Origin of the sequence: Pseudobutyrivibrio xylanivorans DSM 14809, assembly GCF_900141825.1 — a bacterium.
Classification (GTDB): Bacteria; Bacillota; Clostridia; order Lachnospirales; family Lachnospiraceae; genus Pseudobutyrivibrio; species Pseudobutyrivibrio xylanivorans.
Map to the genome: position 1 here is coordinate 14,984 of NZ_FQYQ01000028.1, position 17,743 is coordinate 32,726.

Below are 17,743 nucleotides of genomic sequence, written 5' to 3' on the forward strand. Positions count from 1 at the left end.
GAACAGTCTATATCTCCTGTGAACACAAGGAGTGCACAAGTTTGTGCAGGGTTGGGTAATACTAGACCAACCCTGTTGCGGATGGCTTGTGGCTTCGCCACCGCCACCGCTTCTGGTTATCTAGTTAATCCCTCAACACAAATTGCGTTCATTTTTCTTTCATCCCTTATGACGGGCACTTTTATAAACTTAAGCTCTGCACCTTGCCACAACAAGACTCCTTCTCCTGTGTGAAATTCTCTGTTACCAACTTTCTCACTTAATTCTTTAGGCATGAGCATAGAGTATATGCTTTCATGCGAGGCACCCACTATGATTATTACACCGAAGTTTAATCTTGACCCTGTAGGAAATGCTGTTGCATCTGGACGTTGACAAGCAATCACCAGTCTTACTGCTAGACTTCTTCCAAGCATCAATATTTCTGATACCTTGTGCATTACCGCCTCTGCTTTCTTTTTCTCCGTTCCTAATAATGCAAGTATATTTGCCATATACTCATCCCAAACAAGAGTTATAAAGTTTCTCGATTCATCTTCTCCACATTGACGCTTGTGCATTATGTCGTACACCTCATCCAAGGCATCTATCGTTTTATCGTATGGATAATAACGAGGACACTCTCTTAGATGTTTAAAACTATCATCCTGCTTAAAATCTGCAAAGTATACCTTTGATTCCTTACCTCCATATAAACATATCCGTGCAAGATACTGATTAGTAAGATAACTCTTTCCAGAGCCTGACATTCCACATATAAGCGTCTGCGTATTGTTCTTAGTAGATGCATCAACACTTACAGGTATTTTTTCTGAATAACCATACCAAGCATCGTAATCATATCCAATAAGAAGCCTATCAGAAGCTTTCATCGTATAGTGTTCCTCTTTCTTGTACCTTTCTTCCTTTGCCTGTTTCAAAGAATATTTGATTTCCCCTATTTTTCTTTTTTCCTCCATAAGAAAAATCCCCTATTATATGTTCGTTTAATCTATCGCAGATAGCTTCTTTGTTTTCCTGCCATTTTTCCATTGATATCGATGTATAAAATTCTCTTTGTATAATTCCTTTTTTCTTATCGAATCTCTTTTTTATTAGTATAGGTGGCTGATTATTTACATCTCGTTTATTTCCAAAAACTAGTATCATATCAGCTTCATCTTTTCTTGCTGTCAACTCTCCAATAGTTTCTATAATGGCAAGCGCAAATAGTGTTGGTACCGTTACATTTATTATTCTGAGCATAACGACCATTATTTCTTTTAATAAAGATTTATCATGATACATAAGCAAAAATTTGCTTTCACCATATATAAGAGCTAAATACCCGATTATTAATATCAACCATACAAGATTAATTATCGGTTTTTGAATAATCATCTGGATTCCCAACGATATTCTGGAATAGAATTTTTTACGATTATAACGTTCTTCGTTATATTTATTTTTACTCATAATTATTGCCTCCTATTGATAAAGAGGAGGATTTCTCCTCCTCCCACCTTTTAGAACTTTTTATGCCTTATCAATCTTTTCAACTTTTCCATTCATATTGAATGAAAGCTCGATTACATCATTAATCTTGCACTCAGGAATTTTAATCTCTGGCTTAATGAAGAAAGCATTTGTTTTAAGACCTTCAACATTCTCATCCTTAAATTCACAGAAAAGCTTTGTTCCTTTTATTACTTCACCAGAATTGTTTGTGAAGTTTACACGCTGAACACCAACTAACTTTACCTGCATGTTAATGTCCTCCTTTCTTGTCACCTTGTCATGAATTAGTGACATCTTTCAAGTAGCGCTCTTGATGATTCTAATTATATATTCTATAATGTCACTAGTTAATTCCATTTCGATGACACATGCTTATAATTGAAGGAAGGAATATGTCATATATGTACGACAAAAATGAATTTGGTAAAAGATTGACCGAGCTTAGAAAGGAACAGTGGAAGAAATATAAAGACAATCAGATATTTACAATAAATCCTTATGAGAAGTTTGCTTGTTGTAAATCTCAAGAGACTTTAGCTGAGGCTTTAGGCGTTGAGAGGCGAACAATTGGGAAATGGGAACTTGGAACTTCTATTCCAACGATTGATAAGGTTGATGCTTTGTGTGAGCTTTTAGAATGTAATGTTGATTATTTATTAGGAGCTACAGAACTTATTGGATTTAGTCCAGCTGCTATAGCATCACATTATTCTAATATCGATATTAATATTATTAATCGTGCTATTGCAGATGCTAATTACAGAGATTTCTTAAATTACTTTATGCACCCAGATAATTGCTCTGCATTAATTAATGCTGCCACATTAACTACAAGGGGAGATTTTCTTCATTCCACCGAGTTATTGGAATTGAGTGAGCCCTTGCGTTCTCTGGTAGTTGATATTTTTCAAAACTACCAGTCTATAACTCCTATTAATTATTGCTCGAAAGATAGTTATAAACAATTTTTGTATGATTATTTACCTGAATCCAAACTATCTTTTTCCTCTAGAAAATTAGATGAACGTATTTGTGTGATATCATGCTTAGACGCAAGCAAAATCAAAGAACTAGACTTGTCACCCCAGAATAAACAGAGTTACAAACTCTTTATTAATTACCTTGTCGACTATTCTTTTGACATATTATCCAATAATGAAAGAGTTACAATTCAACGGGAACATCTTGGCAAAGCTTTTGTCCGCATGCTCGAGAAATACCTCACAGAATAAACTCTCAGAATAAAAAAAGAAATGGAACTGATTATATTTCAGATCCATTTCTTTTACATTTAAAAGTACCCAACCTCTAGAACACTTTCTTCTATCAATTCTTCATTTTTAAGTTGAGATATTATATGCCCAATATATCTTTTAAAGATATCAGTTGCATATGGATTGCTTTTGAGATAATCTACATACCATTCTCTTTTGGCTACTCTTCCTGCTGATGTACTAAAGGCACTTCTAATGTTTGAGCTTATACGCTTTGCTTTTCTAGTAATTAGGATTTCATCTATATCTGTCGTTGTTGTACTTATAGGAGTCATATCTAAATAATCACATAATAGATAATACTTTGCTCCAGTCACTGCCAGTTTTATATCATGGGCAGTTGCAGACGCCTCTTGAAACATGGTTTTATCTAAATTAGTTTTCATTTCTGACAGTACATATCCTAAATGTGTTTCCAATGTAACAGTTTTTTCAGCATCAAAGTTTGGGTCATAAGAAGACCTTAGATATAGTTTTCTACTCATAGAAAAATCTTGGTCTTTAGTCTTAATATTAATTCCTCCGCCTTTAACTGGATTACTCAAACTTGATTCAAAATATACTGATGAGAACGTAGGCGTTTGTGAACCAACTTCTACATCACAAGAGCCACATTCATGCTCAATACACTTTCTTACAAATATAGGCATAAACTCTTCTATTACTGTATTGTCTAGTTTTAATTGCCCCTTTTGTCTATACAGAAAATCTTCAGTACTATCAAAGATTAAGTCTACATCTATATATAATTTATAATCGTTGAGCAGGCTCACCATATTTTCTATTAGTTCATCTAAAGTATTTCCTGATGCCTCGTTAAGATTTTTTACCCACTCATCATATTTTACTAAAGCCTCTTTCAGCCTTGGTATGTCTGTTTCTGGCATTTTTGCACTATCAATAGCTGCAACTATTTTTTCTCCATGTACGCCCCTAAGCATAAGCCACCTCCGATTTTTTTACTTTCTTTGCAAACTCAATTGCTTCTTTTAATGATTCCTCATTTTTCTCTTCAGGTTTTTTTTCTTTCAGCATTTCTACCGCTATTTGTTGAGCTTTTGCGATAATTTCTTCCTCGCTAATATTCTGCATTTCTTTTGAATTCTTAAAATGCAATATATCCTCGTATATCATCGTTCCAAATCTATTTTTGAATACACGTTCTTGTTTTAGTGTCATTTCTAAGCCAAATATCTTAGTAGCTATTTCGTAGATAAGCTTACTATTACAGAACGAACATCCTAGAACTGTTGATTCTCTTCCAACTACATATATCATTCTGCTATCCTCTTTACATACTCGTATAGCTTCCTTAAATGATAATGCCATATCCATACAATACTGAATGACTGTTAAGAATCGATTTCCTCTATTTTTTCTATTTGAACCTACTTCACTCTTTGCAAGTTTTAATACATCATATCCGAGAGCTTCAACTGAGCGTCTATATTTTTGATGATAGTTTAGAACATTAATGTATGGTGGCGATGTAATTAATAAATCAGCAGTATTATCGTTTAGCCCTGTTTTTCTTGCATCTCCCTGAATTGCTTTTATCTTTTTTTCAGTATAGGGTAATGTTAATATAATATTCTTTAGCCATTCCCACTTTATATTTAACAATTCCATAGTAACGACGTTCTTAAATATATCCATTACTATTATCAATGTTGACACGACATTGTAAATGCTATCGTACTTTGTTTCGTTAACCATTTTAGTTAACTCATCAACAATATTTTCATCATTTTTTATTTTGGATATTTTATTATCTATATAATTTATAATTTTTTCTCTATCTTCGCTGGATAAATTACTTATTTCGTAAGTCTTAGCCATATAATATGCCGATGCATTTAGTTCTGTTCCATATGCTTCCAGACCTTTTCTAGCGCTTTCAGCTAATACTGTTCCAGACCCTAAAAAAGGGTCTACTACCACCATACCTTCATTAGCATATTTATTAAGCAACGCTTCAATAAATTGAGGAGAAAACTGTCCATTCCAGTTGAATAGATTAGACCTAATTTTATTCTCTATATTTAACTCGCTTTGTGATATTTCTTCTCTATTAATTGGTATCTCTTCGAATTCTTTTCTTTGCATCTATTGATTATCCTGCCTTTCAATTACCACTTCTATAACATCTTCTATCCCACAGTCTAATGCATAGCATATTTTCACTAAAGTATCTAATGAGACGTATTCATTCTTGCTCATTTTTGCAACTGCATTTGTACTTATATGTGCAATATCTTTTAACTGAGTCTTATTAATATTTTTGTCCACCATTAATTTCCATAGGCGGTTGTAACATATTAGGGCGTCTACGCTCATAATTCACCTCTCTTAGTGATTGGTCTTTTCCAATTAACGGTAGTTTATCATTTATATCACTTTATTTCAATATTTTCTTGATATATCTCAAGATTTTCTGTAGAAATCATTTTAAATCAAAAATAAGACTCCTATTTCTAGGAGTCTTACTGAACGTGTTCTCTTATTCTATTAGTACAACTTTGCACCAGCTGGGATATGATTATCAACCATAATTAAGTGCAATTCCTCATCATCAGAATCTTTAAGGTTATTAACAGCTGAAAGTAACATACCACAAGATTCAATTCCCATCATTGCTCTAGGTGGAAGGTTTGTAATAGCAATAAGTGTCTTGCCAACTAATTCTTCTGGCTCGTAGAAGCTATGAATTCCTGAAAGAATTGTTCTATCTACACCTGTACCATCATCAAGTGTAAACTGTAAAAGCTTTTTACTCTTAGGTACTGCTACACATTCCTTTACTTTTACTGCTCTAAAATCTGATTTTGAGAATGTTTCAAAATCAACTGTTTCTTCAAATAAAGGCTCAATCTTCACGTTTGAGAAATCAATCTTCTCTTCAACGGTCGCATTCTGGTCGCAATTCTGACCAAAGCCCGTCTGAGAAGCCTTATTTTCCTTCTTTGGTGCATCAAGTGACTTCATAGTTGGGAAGAGAAGCACGTCACGGATAGCCTGGCTGTCTGTAAGTAACATACAGAGACGATCAAGACCATATCCGATACCGCCTGTAGGTGGCATACCGATTTCAAGCGCATTAAGGAAGTCCTCATCTGTGTGCTCTGCCTCATCATCTCCTGCTTCTGCGTTAGCATCCTGTGCTGCAAAACGCTCACGCTGATCGATAGGATCATTAAGCTCTGAGTATGCGTTACACATCTCCCATGTATTAATGAAGAGCTCGAAACGCTCTACCTTTGTAGGGTCTGTAGGCTTCTTCTTTGTAAGTGGAGAAATCTCGATTGGATGGTCTGTAATAAATGTAGGCTGGATAAGATTCTCCTCGCAGAACTCCTCGAAGAAGAGGTTAAGGATATCACCCTTCTTGTGACGGTCCTCAAACTCAACGCCCTTTTCACGAGCGATAGCCTTTGCTGCCTCATCGTCAGCAATAGTATCAAAATCAACGCCTGCAAATTTCTTTACAGCGTCTGTCATTGTCATTCTAGCAAATGGCTTACCAAGGTCGATTTCGATTCCGTTGTAAGAAATCTTTGTAGAACCAACAACCTTCTCAGCAAGACGACGGAACATAGTCTCTGTAAGCTCCATCATACCTTCGTAATCTGTGTATGCCTGATAAAGCTCCATAAGTGTGAACTCAGGATTATGACGAGTATCAACACCCTCGTTTCTAAATACTCGGCCGATTTCGTATACACGCTCGAAACCACCAACGATAAGTCTCTTAAGGTAAAGCTCAAGAGAAATACGAAGCTTAACATCCTCATTAAGTGAGTTGTAATGTGTCTCAAATGGACGAGCTGCTGCACCACCTGCGTTAGAAACAAGGATAGGTGTCTCAACCTCCATGAAATCGCGCTCTGCAAGGAAATTACGGATTTCCTTCATCATAAGTGAACGCTTAACGAATACGTCGCGAGAATCCTTGTTCATAACAAGGTCAACATATCTCTGACGGTATCTCATATCTGTATCTGTAAGTCCGTGGAACTTCTCTGGGAGAATCTGAAGAGACTTAGAAAGAAGTGTAAGCTCCTCAGCGTGGATTGAAATCTCACCTGTCTTTGTTCTAAAAGCCCAACCCTTGATACCATAGATATCACCAATATCAGACTTCTTGAAATCCGCGTAAGACTCCTCTCCGATTGCATCTCTCGCAACATAAACCTGAATGTCACCCTTGCGGTCACGGATGTTGCAGAAGCTAGCCTTACCCATTACACGTTTGAACATCATACGTCCTGCAATGCTAACGTGGATTGGCTGAGCATCCATAATTACACGGCGCTCATTGTAATCATCGTTAACTGCCTGCTTTGCAGCCTCTTCGTCCATGCCATCTGTGTTTACTGGCTGACGACCTGCAAGAAGCTTAGCCTCGTGCTCTTCGTATAAATTTCTAGCCTCATCTGTGTGATGAGTCTGGTCAAACTTTGTAATCTGAAATGGGTCCTTGCCTGCCTCCTGAAGTGCAGCAAGCTTTTCGCGGCGAACCTGAAGTAACTGATTTACGTCCTGGTTGCCACCATTGTTCTGCTGTGCCATATTTTCTCCTTTATTATTTCATATATATTTAATTAGATTAGTAATTACATAAAAAGTCATTCAATTATAGACCTAGAAAACTCTAGGTGTCAAGGGTACATCCCTGAGAGTTTAAACCATCTGTACAAGCCAAACATCACTCTTCACCATGAAGTATCCCATGATGTTTTTGATGAGCTCCGTGCCCTGTACAAAGAAGTAAACCCAAACGATTCCAAGCCCTGTGTAATGAGCAAGAATAAATGCACATGGTGCCACAACTATCCATGTAAACACTGAGTCGAAAAGGAATGTGACAAGTGTCTTTCCACCGGAACGAAGTGTGAAATAAGAGCAGTGACTAAAGCTGCATGATGGCATCCAGATTGCAGCCACCGCAATAAATCTTGTTGCGAGAGAGCGAATCTCTGGAGCAACATTGTAAATGCGTGGGAACAATCCGCCAAAGGCAAACATAATGATTGCCATGATTGTGCAGCAAAATACGCTGAAGGCAATCATCTTATTATCTGCATCCTTTGCTTCTTCAAGCTCACCAGCTCCCAGATGCTGACCAACCACAATACTGATACATGCACCAAGCTGTATGAATACAATATTGAACAAGTTCGCAATGGTATTCGACATACTAAGTGCTGTCAGTACATTCATACCTCTGACAGAATAGCTCTGAGTAACCATACTCATGCCCGCAGCCCAAAGGACTTCGTTTAACATAAGTGGCGCGCCCTTTATAAGAATCTGTCTGAAAACATCTGTTGGAAGACCAAAGCCTGTGTATGCTCCCTCAAGATATCTATTAAGCTCTCTGTGTGAGTGAGCCCATATCAATACGATTGCGCACTCTATGTATCTTGCTATAACTGTAGCCAGCGCTGCACCTCTTACGCCCATTTCTGGGAATGGTCCAAAACCAAAGATCAAACAGTAATCCAAAACAGCATTCGTTGCAACCGCTACCATACCGGCCACCATAGGCACAACCGTCTGGCCTGTCTCTTTGATGTTAGTTGCATAAGCCTGATTAACTGCAAATGGAATAAGTCCCACAAGGATTATTCCTAAGTACTGAAGACCATACTCCAAAGCCAGCTCTGGCGAAGCGCCTTCACTTTCTGTAAGGAAAAGTGAAATTAGCTGACTACCAAAAATCTTGAAAATCAAAATTCCTACGAAGGTGGCCAGCAATGTTGCATAAAGCTTAAATCGGAAAGTGTACATGTGACCTTTGTGGTCTCCCTTTCCAAAATACTGGGCACCATAAATACTTCCTGCTGAGGCTGCACCAAATACTGCTAATGCAAATACGAAGTGAAGCTGGTTAACTGTTGCGACGGCAGAGATTGCTTCCTGTCCAAGCTGACCTACCATGATATTATCCAAAAAACTTACAAAGTTTGTAATGAAGTTTTGGATAATCATTGGAGTAGCAAGGAAAATGTATCTTCTGTAAAAAGCTTTATCACCAATAAATGTCTTTTTGAATTTTGCTAGCATTTTGTCCTCCTTTATGCAAGAAAAATGCCGCGACTCGTTTACACGAGTCGCGGCACAAAATTATCATCAATTACTTAGACTTCTTTGCTGCAAGAATCTTATATTCGAATGCACCAGCCTCAGTCTCAACTGTAACTGTATCGCCCTTCTTGTGTCCAAGAATTGCCTTACCTACTGGTGACTCGTTTGAAATCTTGCCCTTAAGGCTGTTAGCCTCTGTAGAACCAACGATTCTGTACTCTACTTCCTCGTCGAACTCTACATCAAGAAGTGTAACTGTCCAACCGATGTTAATGTTCTTTGTGTCGTGCTCGTCTGTAACTACCTCAGCGTTCTTAAGGATTTTCTCGATTTCCTCGATACGAGCTTCGATATCTCTCTGCTCATCCTTAGCTGCATCATACTCAGCGTTCTCTGAAAGATCGCCCTGCTCTCTGGCTTCCTTAATCTTCTGAGATACTTCTTTACGTTTATTGACCTTGAGATCCTCAAGCTCATCCTCTAATACTTTAAGTCCTTCGGCTGTAAGTAAATTCTTCTTTGCTTCCATGTTTTTTCCTCTCCAATCGGATGTATTTTTCAATGGATTTTACGCATAAAATCCCTATAAATCTTAGTAACTTTTTGAATTATAAGCCACACACATATTGATGTCAAGAATTCCCATATTGGTTCATAAAACTTTCAAAAAGTTTTTCTAAATCATCATATGACTCAACATTATTTATTGCCCCACGAAGCTTGCTTGCTCCCTTATATCCAGCTGTGTACCAAGCCGCATGTTTACGCATTTCTCTGATTCCCAGATAGTCACCTTTAAACTCAATCTGAAGCTTTGCGTGACGAAGCATAGTCTTAACCATTTCTTCCATAGGTGGCTTTCCTATAAGCTCTCCTGTTTCGAAGTAATGGAGAATCTGATGGAAAATCCAAGGATTGCCCTGGGCACCTCTTCCAATCATAAAGCCATCACAGCCTGTCTGCTCCTTCATTGCAATAACGTCCTTTGCATCAAGGATGTCACCATTTCCAATTACAGGAATGTTTACTGCAGCCTTTACATCTGCGATGATGCTCCAATCAGCCTTGCCTGAGTAAAACTGTTCGCGAGTTCTACCATGAACTGCTACTGCTGCTGCACCAGATTCTTGAGCCACATGCGCCATTTCTACCGCGTTAACATGTTCATCGTCAAAACCCTTTCGAATCTTAACAGTGACTGGCTTATTTATTGCCTTCACCATGCTCTCAATAATCTTTCCAGCAAGTACTGGATTTTTCATAAGAGCCGAGCCATCTCCATTGTTAACAACCTTTGGAACTGGGCATCCCATATTGATATCCAAAATATCAAAATTTCTATGTTCAATTTTTGCTGCCATAGCTCCCATAATCTCTGGGTCTGAACCAAAAAGCTGAAGGCTTACAGGACGCTCTCTCTCATCAACAGTAAGAAGGCTCTCAGTATTTTTATTGTTATATAAAATTCCTTTGGCACTAACCATTTCCATGCAACAAAGAGCTGCCCCTTGTTCCTTACATAGCAAACGAAATGGCAGGTCTGTTACGCCTGCCATTGGTGCCAAAATCAAATTGTTTTCTAAAGTTACGTTTCCAATTTGTAATTTTTCTATCATAAATTCGATTATTTCTTCTGCTTATCGTAAATAAACTTCATACCATAAAGTGTAAGGTTAGGATTGTAGATGTCGATGCATTTTGTCTCGCTTGCAATAAGGTTTCCAAGACCGCCTGTAGCGACAACCTTTACATTCTCATAACCACTTTCTTCAATCATATGCTTAACAATGTATTCTGTCTGACCAATCTGTCCGTAAACAAGTCCGGCCTGCATAGATGAAATTGTTTCCTTTGCAAGAATCTTTTCTGGCTTTTTAATCTCGATTTCAGGAAGCTTAGCAGCATCTTCCCAAAGAGCCTTAGCACTGATACGGATACCAGGTGCAGTAACGCCTGAAACGAATGCTCCGTTTGCATCCACCAAATCATAAGTGGTAGCTGTACCAAAGTCAAGTACAAGAACAGGTCCACCATAAAGCTCGTAAGCACCTGCTGCATCTACAATACGGTCAGCACCAATCTGCTTAGGATTCTCTGTTGCGATTCTGATACCAGTCTTAATTCCTGCCTCTACGATGATAGGCTGAATATCAAAGTACTTGATAATAGAGCTTGTAAGAGAGTGCATTACGTTAGGAACAACGGATGCAATAATTACATCATCAATCTTTGTGTAATCCAAATTGTTTGAACGAAGAATCTCTCGGAATGTGATTCCAAATTCATCGGATGTACGATTTATCTTTGTAGTAACACGGAAGCTTCCTAAAAGCTTCTCGCCATCAAAAACACCTAATGTGATATTTGTATTTCCAACGTCAATTGTAAGAAGCATTACATGCCCTCCCCTAGAAAAACTACTTTGTAATATGTTTCAAGAGCCTCGAAAAGCTCTGTTCTTTCTCTTTGCATTCTCTTTACTTCAAGAGCTGATCCAATTTCATCATACATGAAATCATCCTCGTTATGATCCACATCGATTCTAAGAGAACCATCCTCCTCGTAGACCATCTGGATAGTGCCACTGACTTGCTCCGTGTACATAACACACATGATCTTCAGCTCATCCTTTATCATTGGAGGAAGTCCATTGAAATCTGGATTCAAATAAAATTTTTTAGTGTAGCAACTGGCGCCACAAAGTACTACTTCTTCCATTATACGTAACCATATATTCCACGTACCGAAACTTCTCCGGTGCGGATTATCCTTTCTTCGCTGTCCACTTCTACAATTAGCTCACCCTTATCATTTATACCAAGGGCCACTGCCTCGTAGGAGTTCTCACGGTCTTCTATTCTAACACGATTACCACGATTGGCAAGATGCTTTTCGTATTCTTCCTTAAGCCCTGTCATATCCTGTGTCTCAATGAAGATATTATAATACTTTTTGAAACTATTCCATATCTCTTTTGTAAGTTCTTCTCTGTGACCTTGTCCACCACCTACTTTTTCCAGCTCTAAATCTACAGAAGTAGCTTTAAATGCAATATCTTCTGGGAAGCTACGGTTGTGTACATTTACACCGATGCCAACTACAACAAACCAAACCTTGTTATCCTTCATCTCCATCTCGGTAAGTATTCCGCAGATTTTCTTACCGCCAAGAACTATATCATTTGGCCACTTTATCTGTCCATCCAATCCGTATATACGGTACAATGCATCTCTAACTGCCATAGCAGCTACAACAGTAATCGTAGGGATGGAATCCAGCTTTATCTCCTCTGGTCTTAACAAAATGGATGTTGCTATGGAATCATGTGATGGTGATTCCCATTTTCTTCCGATACGTCCTTTTCCTGCAGTTTGCTGACCAGCAGAAATCACGAGCCCTTGAGACTCTTCCTCATGGGCTCGTGATTTAATTCTATCATTTGTTGAATCTACTGATTCAAAATATTCATATCTAATATCGTTAAGCATTTCCTAATGTTGCGTACATAACCGCTTTGATTGAGTGCATTCTGTTCTCTGCCTCATCAAAGACAATTGAACGCTCACTTTCAAATATTTCGTCTGTAACTTCCATACAGTCGATTCCGAATTTCTTATTAATCTCTTTACCGATGGTAGTATTTAAATCATGGAAAGCTGGCAGGCAATGCATAAACTTTGCATCTGAATTCGCATATTCGAATGCCTTAGCGTTAACCTGATATGGCGAAAGGTCTTTTATACGCTCTTCCCACACTTCATCAGGCTCTCCCATTGATACCCATACATCAGTATATATTACATCTGCATTCTTGCAACCCTCAGCCACATCCTCTGTAAGAGTAATTGTAGCACCAGTCTCCTTCGCGATAGCCTGGCACTTTTCTACCAAAGATGCCTCTGGGAAATACTTCTTATTTGTGCACGCCACAAAATCCATACCAAGCTTTGCACATGTAACCATAAGTGAGTTACCCATATTATAACGGGCATCGCCCATATATACAAACTTAATTCCTTTAAGTTTGCCAAAATGCTCCTTAATTGTCATCATATCAGCAATCATCTGTGTAGGATGTGACTCATTTGTAAGACCATTCCAAACTGGAACTCCTGCATATTTAGCCAAATCCTCTACGATTGTCTGCTCAAAACCACGATATTCAATTCCGTCATACATGCGGCCCAGTACTCGAGCTGTATCTGCAATAGACTCCTTCTTTCCAATCTGTGAACCTGATGGATCAAGATAAGTAACGTTTGCTCCCATATCATATGCAGCCACCTCAAAGGAAGAGCGGGTACGTGTAGATGTTTTTTCAAATATTAATGCAATATTCTTTCCTGCCATGTAGTTCTTCTGAGACTTTCCCTGCTTCTTCTCTGCCTTAAGCTTCAAAGATAAATCAATCAAACCATTGATTTCTTCAGGCGTGAAATCTAACATCTTTAAAAAGTTCTTTCCCTTTAAGTCCATAACGTACCTCCTTTGTTGTGTATAAATATTCATTGACTGTGGATTTTTATACAGTATATATTAAAAAAGCTCTTGGGTAAAGCCCAAGAGCAAATTTTTTCTAAATATTTATAAATCACATTAATAGAAGACATGGTTTCCTATTATAAGTCCATCCTTAGAACCTGCACGTCTAAAATGTACACGTCCACCAGTTGGATCCGAACCAGCCATTGCCTCCTGTGCTGCCTGAACACATGAAGCCTTTGGTCCATTTGAAATAACTGAAGACATACGTGATGTAGCGAACTGTCCCTTAGCAAATATTACATCGTGAATATTGTTTGCATATGAACCTGAAAGAACACGGTTCATAACTACAGCACCTACTGCAATCTGGCCTTCATAGCACTCATTTCCTGCTTCAATCTGAATAATTGCAGCAAGAATGGTGACATCATCAGCAGATGTGATAACTGCCTGCTTTGCTGCAGCTGCTTCTGCTGCTGCAATCTTTGCCTGCTCTGCCATAGCAGCCTGCTCAGCTGCCTTCTTAGCTGCGGCTTCCTCTGCTGCCTTCTGTGCAGCTGCCTCTTCTTCAAGAGTAACAGCCTCGCTTGTAGACATGTCTACATCTACATAATCAGCTTTAACATAACCTGTTTTATTTCCAGAAGTAACAGCTACCCAGCCCTCTACTTCCTCTGCGTCATCATTAACCTCAAGCTTTGTTCCCTTAGAAACAACCTTGACAATCTTTGAGTCCTCAGATGCCTCGCTTCTAATACGAAGACCATTAACATCTGTAGTAGCATATGTATCGCAAACATCTAATGCGTACTCGTATGCATCAATACCTGTAATACAATGGTCAGCTGAAACGAAACCATGTGCATTTCCAGACTCAATCTCGTACCAACCATCAAATACATCTACTAATGTGGCGATATCAGTTGGACGAAGCTTTCCTATAACCTGTGAAGACTGGTCAGCATCTTCTCTAATAGAAAGGTAATCACTAATATCCTTTGCCATTACCTTGTCTGACCACTCATCATAAATATCATCATCAAATTTAACCTGATCTGAAGTAGCTGCAACTACAGAAACATCTGCAGACGCATAGTTCAAATCAGAACCACCAGCTGTAAGTTCCATTGCTGAAACCGCAGAAAATACACCTGCTGTACTAGCTGGCTGAATATCAACATCTGTTGTAACCTTTCTATCTGAAGGGGCACAAACTACAGCTCCTGAGATTAAAAGTACCATGGCCACCGATAGAGCTGCTGACTGCATGGTTCGCTTGTTTAAATATTTCTTGTTCTTTGTACAGAATGAAGAAATGGTATTGCTTTTTCTAATCATAATCCTCCGCTTTTTATTTTAGCTTTTACAAAAAATACAAAATATTACAAACTTGTTACATCGCCTAATATATCATTCTTACAAAAAAAAGTCAAATTTTGGTCATTTGACTTTTAAGAAAGTCTTGATATTATAGTGTTTGTAGCCATTTTTATCATGGCTTTCACACAAAAATAATAACGAGGATTTACATATGAAAACAATAGTAATGACAGGCGGCGGTACAGCTGGTCATGTCACACCAAATTTAGCTCTTGTTCCTTATTTAAAACAAGAAGGCTACGAGATATTCTACATCGGTTCTTATAATGGAATTGAAAAGAAAATGGTAGAGAATGCAGGAATTACCTATTATGGTATCTCATCTGGAAAGCTTCGTCGCTACCATGATTGGAAGAATTTCACAGACCCATTCAGAGTAATCAAGGGGTTCGCTGAAGCAAATCAGCTTCTGAAGCATCTCAAGCCTGATGTGGTATTTTCAAAGGGTGGTTTCGTTTCTGTCCCTGTTGTTATGGCTGCCGGTCGTCAGCACATCCCAGCCATCATCCATGAATCAGATATGACTCCTGGTCTTGCAAATAAGCTTGCAATTCCTTTTGCATCAAAGGTTTGCTGCAACTTCCCTGAGACGATGAATTACCTTCCTGAGGGTAAGGCAGTTCATACTGGTTCTCCTATTCGTCAGGAGCTTTTCACAGGTAATAAGGAAGCCGGACTTTCATTCTGCGGTTTTAATAATGAAAAGCCTGTTCTTCTCATTATGGGTGGAAGCATTGGCTCTCGCTTCATTAATAATGCTGTTTGGGATTCTCTTGATTCTCTTCTTCGAAATTTCCAGATTGTGCATTTGGTTGGTAAAGGAAATATCAACAAAGATATGGAGGGAAAAGCTGGTTATCAACAATATGAATTCATCAGTGAACAGCTTAACGATATCTTTGCTATGACAGATATTATGATTAGCCGCGCAGGTGCTAATTCAATCAGTGAGATTTTGGCTCTCAAGATTCCTAATATATTGATTCCGCTTTCTGCCAAGGCTAGTCGCGGTGATCAGATTCTTAATGCTGCAAGCTATGAAAAACAGGGTTTTTCAACTGTTCTTCAGGAAGAAGAGCTTACTGGTGAGCTTTTACTATCAAGCGTCAATAATGTATTTAAAAATCGTGATGCGATTATAGAAAAAATGGCATCCAGCAAATTACTGGACGCCAATAAAGTTATTATGGATTTAATTAAAAGCTCAGCTTCTTAACTATTTCTGCTGTTTCAGCATCGCTAACTGTCAGGTGATCCCACTCTTTGATGGCTCCATCACCAGCAGTTCTAGGAATAACATGTACATGATAATGGTGAACTGTCTGTCCGGCAGCTTCACCATTATTTTGTAAGATGTTAATGCCATCACAACCCAATTCCTTCATCATCTTATTTGCAATCTTCTTTGCAAGAGGAAGTACCTTTGCAGCCACCTCATCATCAATCTCAAAGATATTAGCGAAATGATTCTTAGGTAGAATAAGTGCATGTCCCTTTGTAGCAGGGGATGCATCAAGAATCACCTTGAAATCATCATCCTCGTAAATAGAGTTTGTTGGAATATCTCCATTCGCAAGCTTACAGAAAATACAATTGTTGTCCTTCATTACATTATCCTCCATTTATTTAATTGAATGTAAATATCTCATCAAGGGTTCTAAGGGTTCTAAAATTACCCTTAGCCGTCATATCTCCAACTGAGAAAGCTCTTTGGAAGGTCTCTCTTCCGGCCACTATGTTATCCATAATATTGCCATTGAGCTTCATATATACATCAATGTTTTCCTCTTTGCCGTAGTGGCAATCTATCTGCTCTCCTGAAATGCCAAGGAAAAGCGGTTTTTCTTTACCATCAATCATAAAGAGGTATTTAGCTGCAAATTCCGGATTCCCTTTAAAGTGAATCTCGAAATCGTTTATATATTCGTTTGTGCCATCTTCCTGCTTTTTGCCCATCATATCCCTGAACATGCTAGTAAGATCTGCAATATCTGCCTTCTGAGTCTGAACATATTCATCATCAGAAACAAATTTTGAAAGCTGCTCCGTCTCCTGTGGAGAAAGTTCTAGCTGCTGCGTGCGTAATATACTTCTGGTAACAGCCTGATTACTTGTAGGAAGCCCCTTTGTATGCTGGGAAATAGTCCTGTAAAGGGTCTCCACTTTCTTTTCGATGATGTGGGCGTACTCAGTATTCTCTCTGAATTCCTTTACATCCTCCACATATCCGCAGAAGCCTGAGCATGGCAGTCCTCCAAGAATTTCCCATGCATTCTCAAGTGTAACCATGGCTTCACGTTCACCATATGTGGTGGACATAACCACTGGCTGCATGTATGTGGTGGCAAGAGCGGTTTTATCAGCATAGAGCCAGCACGCATCCAAAAACTGATTCATGTATCCGCCGATTCCCAACCATTCTACTGTGGTGGCAAGAATAATTCCATCTGCATCCTTCATAGTCTGTGGAAGCATGGAGATTGTATTTTTCTGCTCGTAGATTTTGTAAAGATGAACCTCTACCTGGAGCTCGGTAAGCACCTGCTCCATCTTGTTGATTACATAAAGTGTAGGGTCCTCAAGTAGACCTCTACCGCCATAGTAAATGTTTACCTTCATAATCGCCCCCCGCGAACCTTCTCTCCCCTAATTTTTAGTATAGGGATTTTTCTCCTCAAAATCAACGGAACCCTTATGGCAGCGTAAATTTGTTCTCGGAAATCACAGAAAAGACAATCCCTGTGTGTTTGTGATAAGAATTAGATTTGTGACTATCTTACTCTTTTTATCTTTTAAAAGGAAGCCCTGCTCCGCAGTCCTTTGATTAATGTTTAATGCCGTACTTTTTTGTACGACAAATAATCCTTCTTTTGCTTGTTGATATTTTATCTGCCTTGAAATGGGTGTCAAGGACAACTCCTTCGGTGCAAAGCATCCTTGACTCCCATTTCTGGGCAGATACACTGTAATCAAGCAAATGAAAGATTAGGTCTGTGCATAGCACTTTTAATCAAGTCAAC

Annotated in this window: 19 protein-coding genes; 2 read left to right on the forward strand and 17 right to left on the reverse strand. The window is 38.5% G+C overall.

Annotated elements, in window-relative coordinates; translation table 11 throughout:
- Nucleotides 1-116 precede the first annotated feature (116 nt).
- The 3 genes from BUA88_RS13975 to BUA88_RS13985 are packed head-to-tail and all read right to left on the reverse strand — an operon-like array spanning nucleotide 117 to nucleotide 1,746.
- Nucleotides 117-959, reverse strand: a complete 843-nt coding sequence (locus BUA88_RS13975; RefSeq protein WP_242939629.1) for a hypothetical protein — start codon at nucleotides 957-959, stop codon at nucleotides 117-119.
- The gene (locus tag BUA88_RS13980; RefSeq protein WP_072919092.1) at nucleotides 859-1,455 is read right to left on the reverse strand and encodes a hypothetical protein; all 597 of its coding nucleotides are present in this window, start codon (nucleotides 1,453-1,455) and stop codon (nucleotides 859-861) included. The genes BUA88_RS13975 and BUA88_RS13980 overlap by 101 nt, the downstream gene beginning before the upstream one ends.
- A gap of 60 nt (nucleotides 1,456-1,515) precedes the next feature.
- On the reverse strand, nucleotides 1,516-1,746 hold the full coding sequence (locus BUA88_RS13985) for a hypothetical protein (protein ID WP_072919094.1): 231 nt from the start codon (nucleotides 1,744-1,746) through the stop codon (nucleotides 1,516-1,518).
- A gap of 152 nt (nucleotides 1,747-1,898) precedes the next feature.
- Between BUA88_RS13985 and BUA88_RS13990 the strand changes: the two genes are divergently transcribed.
- Nucleotides 1,899-2,729 carry a helix-turn-helix domain-containing protein gene (locus BUA88_RS13990; protein ID WP_159430903.1) on the forward strand — a complete coding sequence of 277 codons (831 nt, stop codon included), beginning with the start codon at nucleotides 1,899-1,901 and terminating at the stop codon, nucleotides 2,727-2,729.
- Nucleotides 2,730-2,788: 59 nt separating this feature from the next.
- On the opposite strand, the gene BUA88_RS13995 is transcribed toward BUA88_RS13990, so the two are convergent.
- From BUA88_RS13995 to BUA88_RS14050, 12 genes are all read right to left on the reverse strand, one after another.
- Entirely contained in the window at nucleotides 2,789-3,712 is a 924-nt protein-coding gene (locus BUA88_RS13995) for a Bpu10I family restriction endonuclease (protein ID WP_072919097.1), read from the reverse strand.
- Entirely contained in the window at nucleotides 3,705-4,877 is a 1,173-nt protein-coding gene (locus BUA88_RS14000) for a DNA methyltransferase (RefSeq protein WP_072919099.1), read from the reverse strand. The genes BUA88_RS13995 and BUA88_RS14000 overlap by 8 nt, the downstream gene beginning before the upstream one ends.
- On the reverse strand, nucleotides 4,878-5,108 hold the full coding sequence (locus BUA88_RS14005) for a helix-turn-helix domain-containing protein (protein ID WP_072919100.1): 231 nt from the start codon (nucleotides 5,106-5,108) through the stop codon (nucleotides 4,878-4,880).
- 171 nt (nucleotides 5,109-5,279) lie between these two features.
- Entirely contained in the window at nucleotides 5,280-7,340 is a 2,061-nt protein-coding gene (gene lysS / locus BUA88_RS14010; RefSeq protein WP_072919102.1) for a lysine--tRNA ligase, read from the reverse strand.
- Nucleotides 7,341-7,451: 111 nt separating this feature from the next.
- Nucleotides 7,452-8,837: an MATE family efflux transporter gene (locus BUA88_RS14015; protein ID WP_028247364.1), complete on the reverse strand. Its 1,386-nt coding sequence runs from the start codon at nucleotides 8,835-8,837 to the stop codon at nucleotides 7,452-7,454.
- 70 nt (nucleotides 8,838-8,907) lie between these two features.
- The gene (greA, locus tag BUA88_RS14020) at nucleotides 8,908-9,387 is read right to left on the reverse strand and encodes a transcription elongation factor GreA (protein ID WP_028247363.1); all 480 of its coding nucleotides are present in this window, start codon (nucleotides 9,385-9,387) and stop codon (nucleotides 8,908-8,910) included.
- Nucleotides 9,388-9,490: 103 nt separating this feature from the next.
- Nucleotides 9,491-10,474: a tRNA dihydrouridine synthase DusB gene (gene dusB / locus BUA88_RS14025; protein WP_200798873.1), complete on the reverse strand. Its 984-nt coding sequence runs from the start codon at nucleotides 10,472-10,474 to the stop codon at nucleotides 9,491-9,493.
- Nucleotides 10,475-10,482: 8 nt separating this feature from the next.
- Entirely contained in the window at nucleotides 10,483-11,253 is a 771-nt protein-coding gene (locus BUA88_RS14030) for a type III pantothenate kinase (protein ID WP_072919104.1), read from the reverse strand.
- Nucleotides 11,253-11,576 carry a DUF6145 family protein gene (locus BUA88_RS14035; RefSeq protein ID WP_330390308.1) on the reverse strand — a complete coding sequence of 108 codons (324 nt, stop codon included), beginning with the start codon at nucleotides 11,574-11,576 and terminating at the stop codon, nucleotides 11,253-11,255. Before BUA88_RS14035 ends, BUA88_RS14030 begins: the two co-directional genes overlap by 1 nt.
- Nucleotides 11,576-12,346 carry a biotin--[acetyl-CoA-carboxylase] ligase gene (locus BUA88_RS14040; RefSeq protein ID WP_072919108.1) on the reverse strand — a complete coding sequence of 257 codons (771 nt, stop codon included), beginning with the start codon at nucleotides 12,344-12,346 and terminating at the stop codon, nucleotides 11,576-11,578. The genes BUA88_RS14035 and BUA88_RS14040 overlap by 1 nt, the downstream gene beginning before the upstream one ends.
- Complete coding sequence (gene argF / locus BUA88_RS14045; RefSeq protein ID WP_072919110.1) at nucleotides 12,339-13,334, reverse strand: ornithine carbamoyltransferase; 996 nt, start codon at nucleotides 13,332-13,334, stop codon at nucleotides 12,339-12,341. Before argF ends, BUA88_RS14040 begins: the two co-directional genes overlap by 8 nt.
- 120 nt (nucleotides 13,335-13,454) lie before the next feature.
- On the reverse strand, nucleotides 13,455-14,681 hold the full coding sequence (locus BUA88_RS14050; protein WP_072919112.1) for a cell wall hydrolase: 1,227 nt from the start codon (nucleotides 14,679-14,681) through the stop codon (nucleotides 13,455-13,457).
- A gap of 193 nt (nucleotides 14,682-14,874) precedes the next feature.
- Between BUA88_RS14050 and BUA88_RS14055 the strand changes: the two genes are divergently transcribed.
- Nucleotides 14,875-15,939: an undecaprenyldiphospho-muramoylpentapeptide beta-N-acetylglucosaminyltransferase gene (locus BUA88_RS14055; protein WP_072919114.1), complete on the forward strand. Its 1,065-nt coding sequence runs from the start codon at nucleotides 14,875-14,877 to the stop codon at nucleotides 15,937-15,939.
- On the opposite strand, the gene BUA88_RS14060 is transcribed toward BUA88_RS14055, so the two are convergent.
- On the reverse strand, nucleotides 15,920-16,330 hold the full coding sequence (locus BUA88_RS14060) for an HIT family protein (protein WP_072919117.1): 411 nt from the start codon (nucleotides 16,328-16,330) through the stop codon (nucleotides 15,920-15,922). The genes BUA88_RS14055 and BUA88_RS14060 overlap by 20 nt on opposite strands.
- A 19-nt stretch (nucleotides 16,331-16,349) precedes the next feature.
- A complete protein-coding gene (locus BUA88_RS14065) occupies nucleotides 16,350-17,342 on the reverse strand; it encodes an SCP-2 sterol transfer family protein (RefSeq protein WP_072919119.1) in 993 nt (330 codons plus the stop codon).
- Nucleotides 17,343-17,743 lie beyond the last annotated feature (401 nt).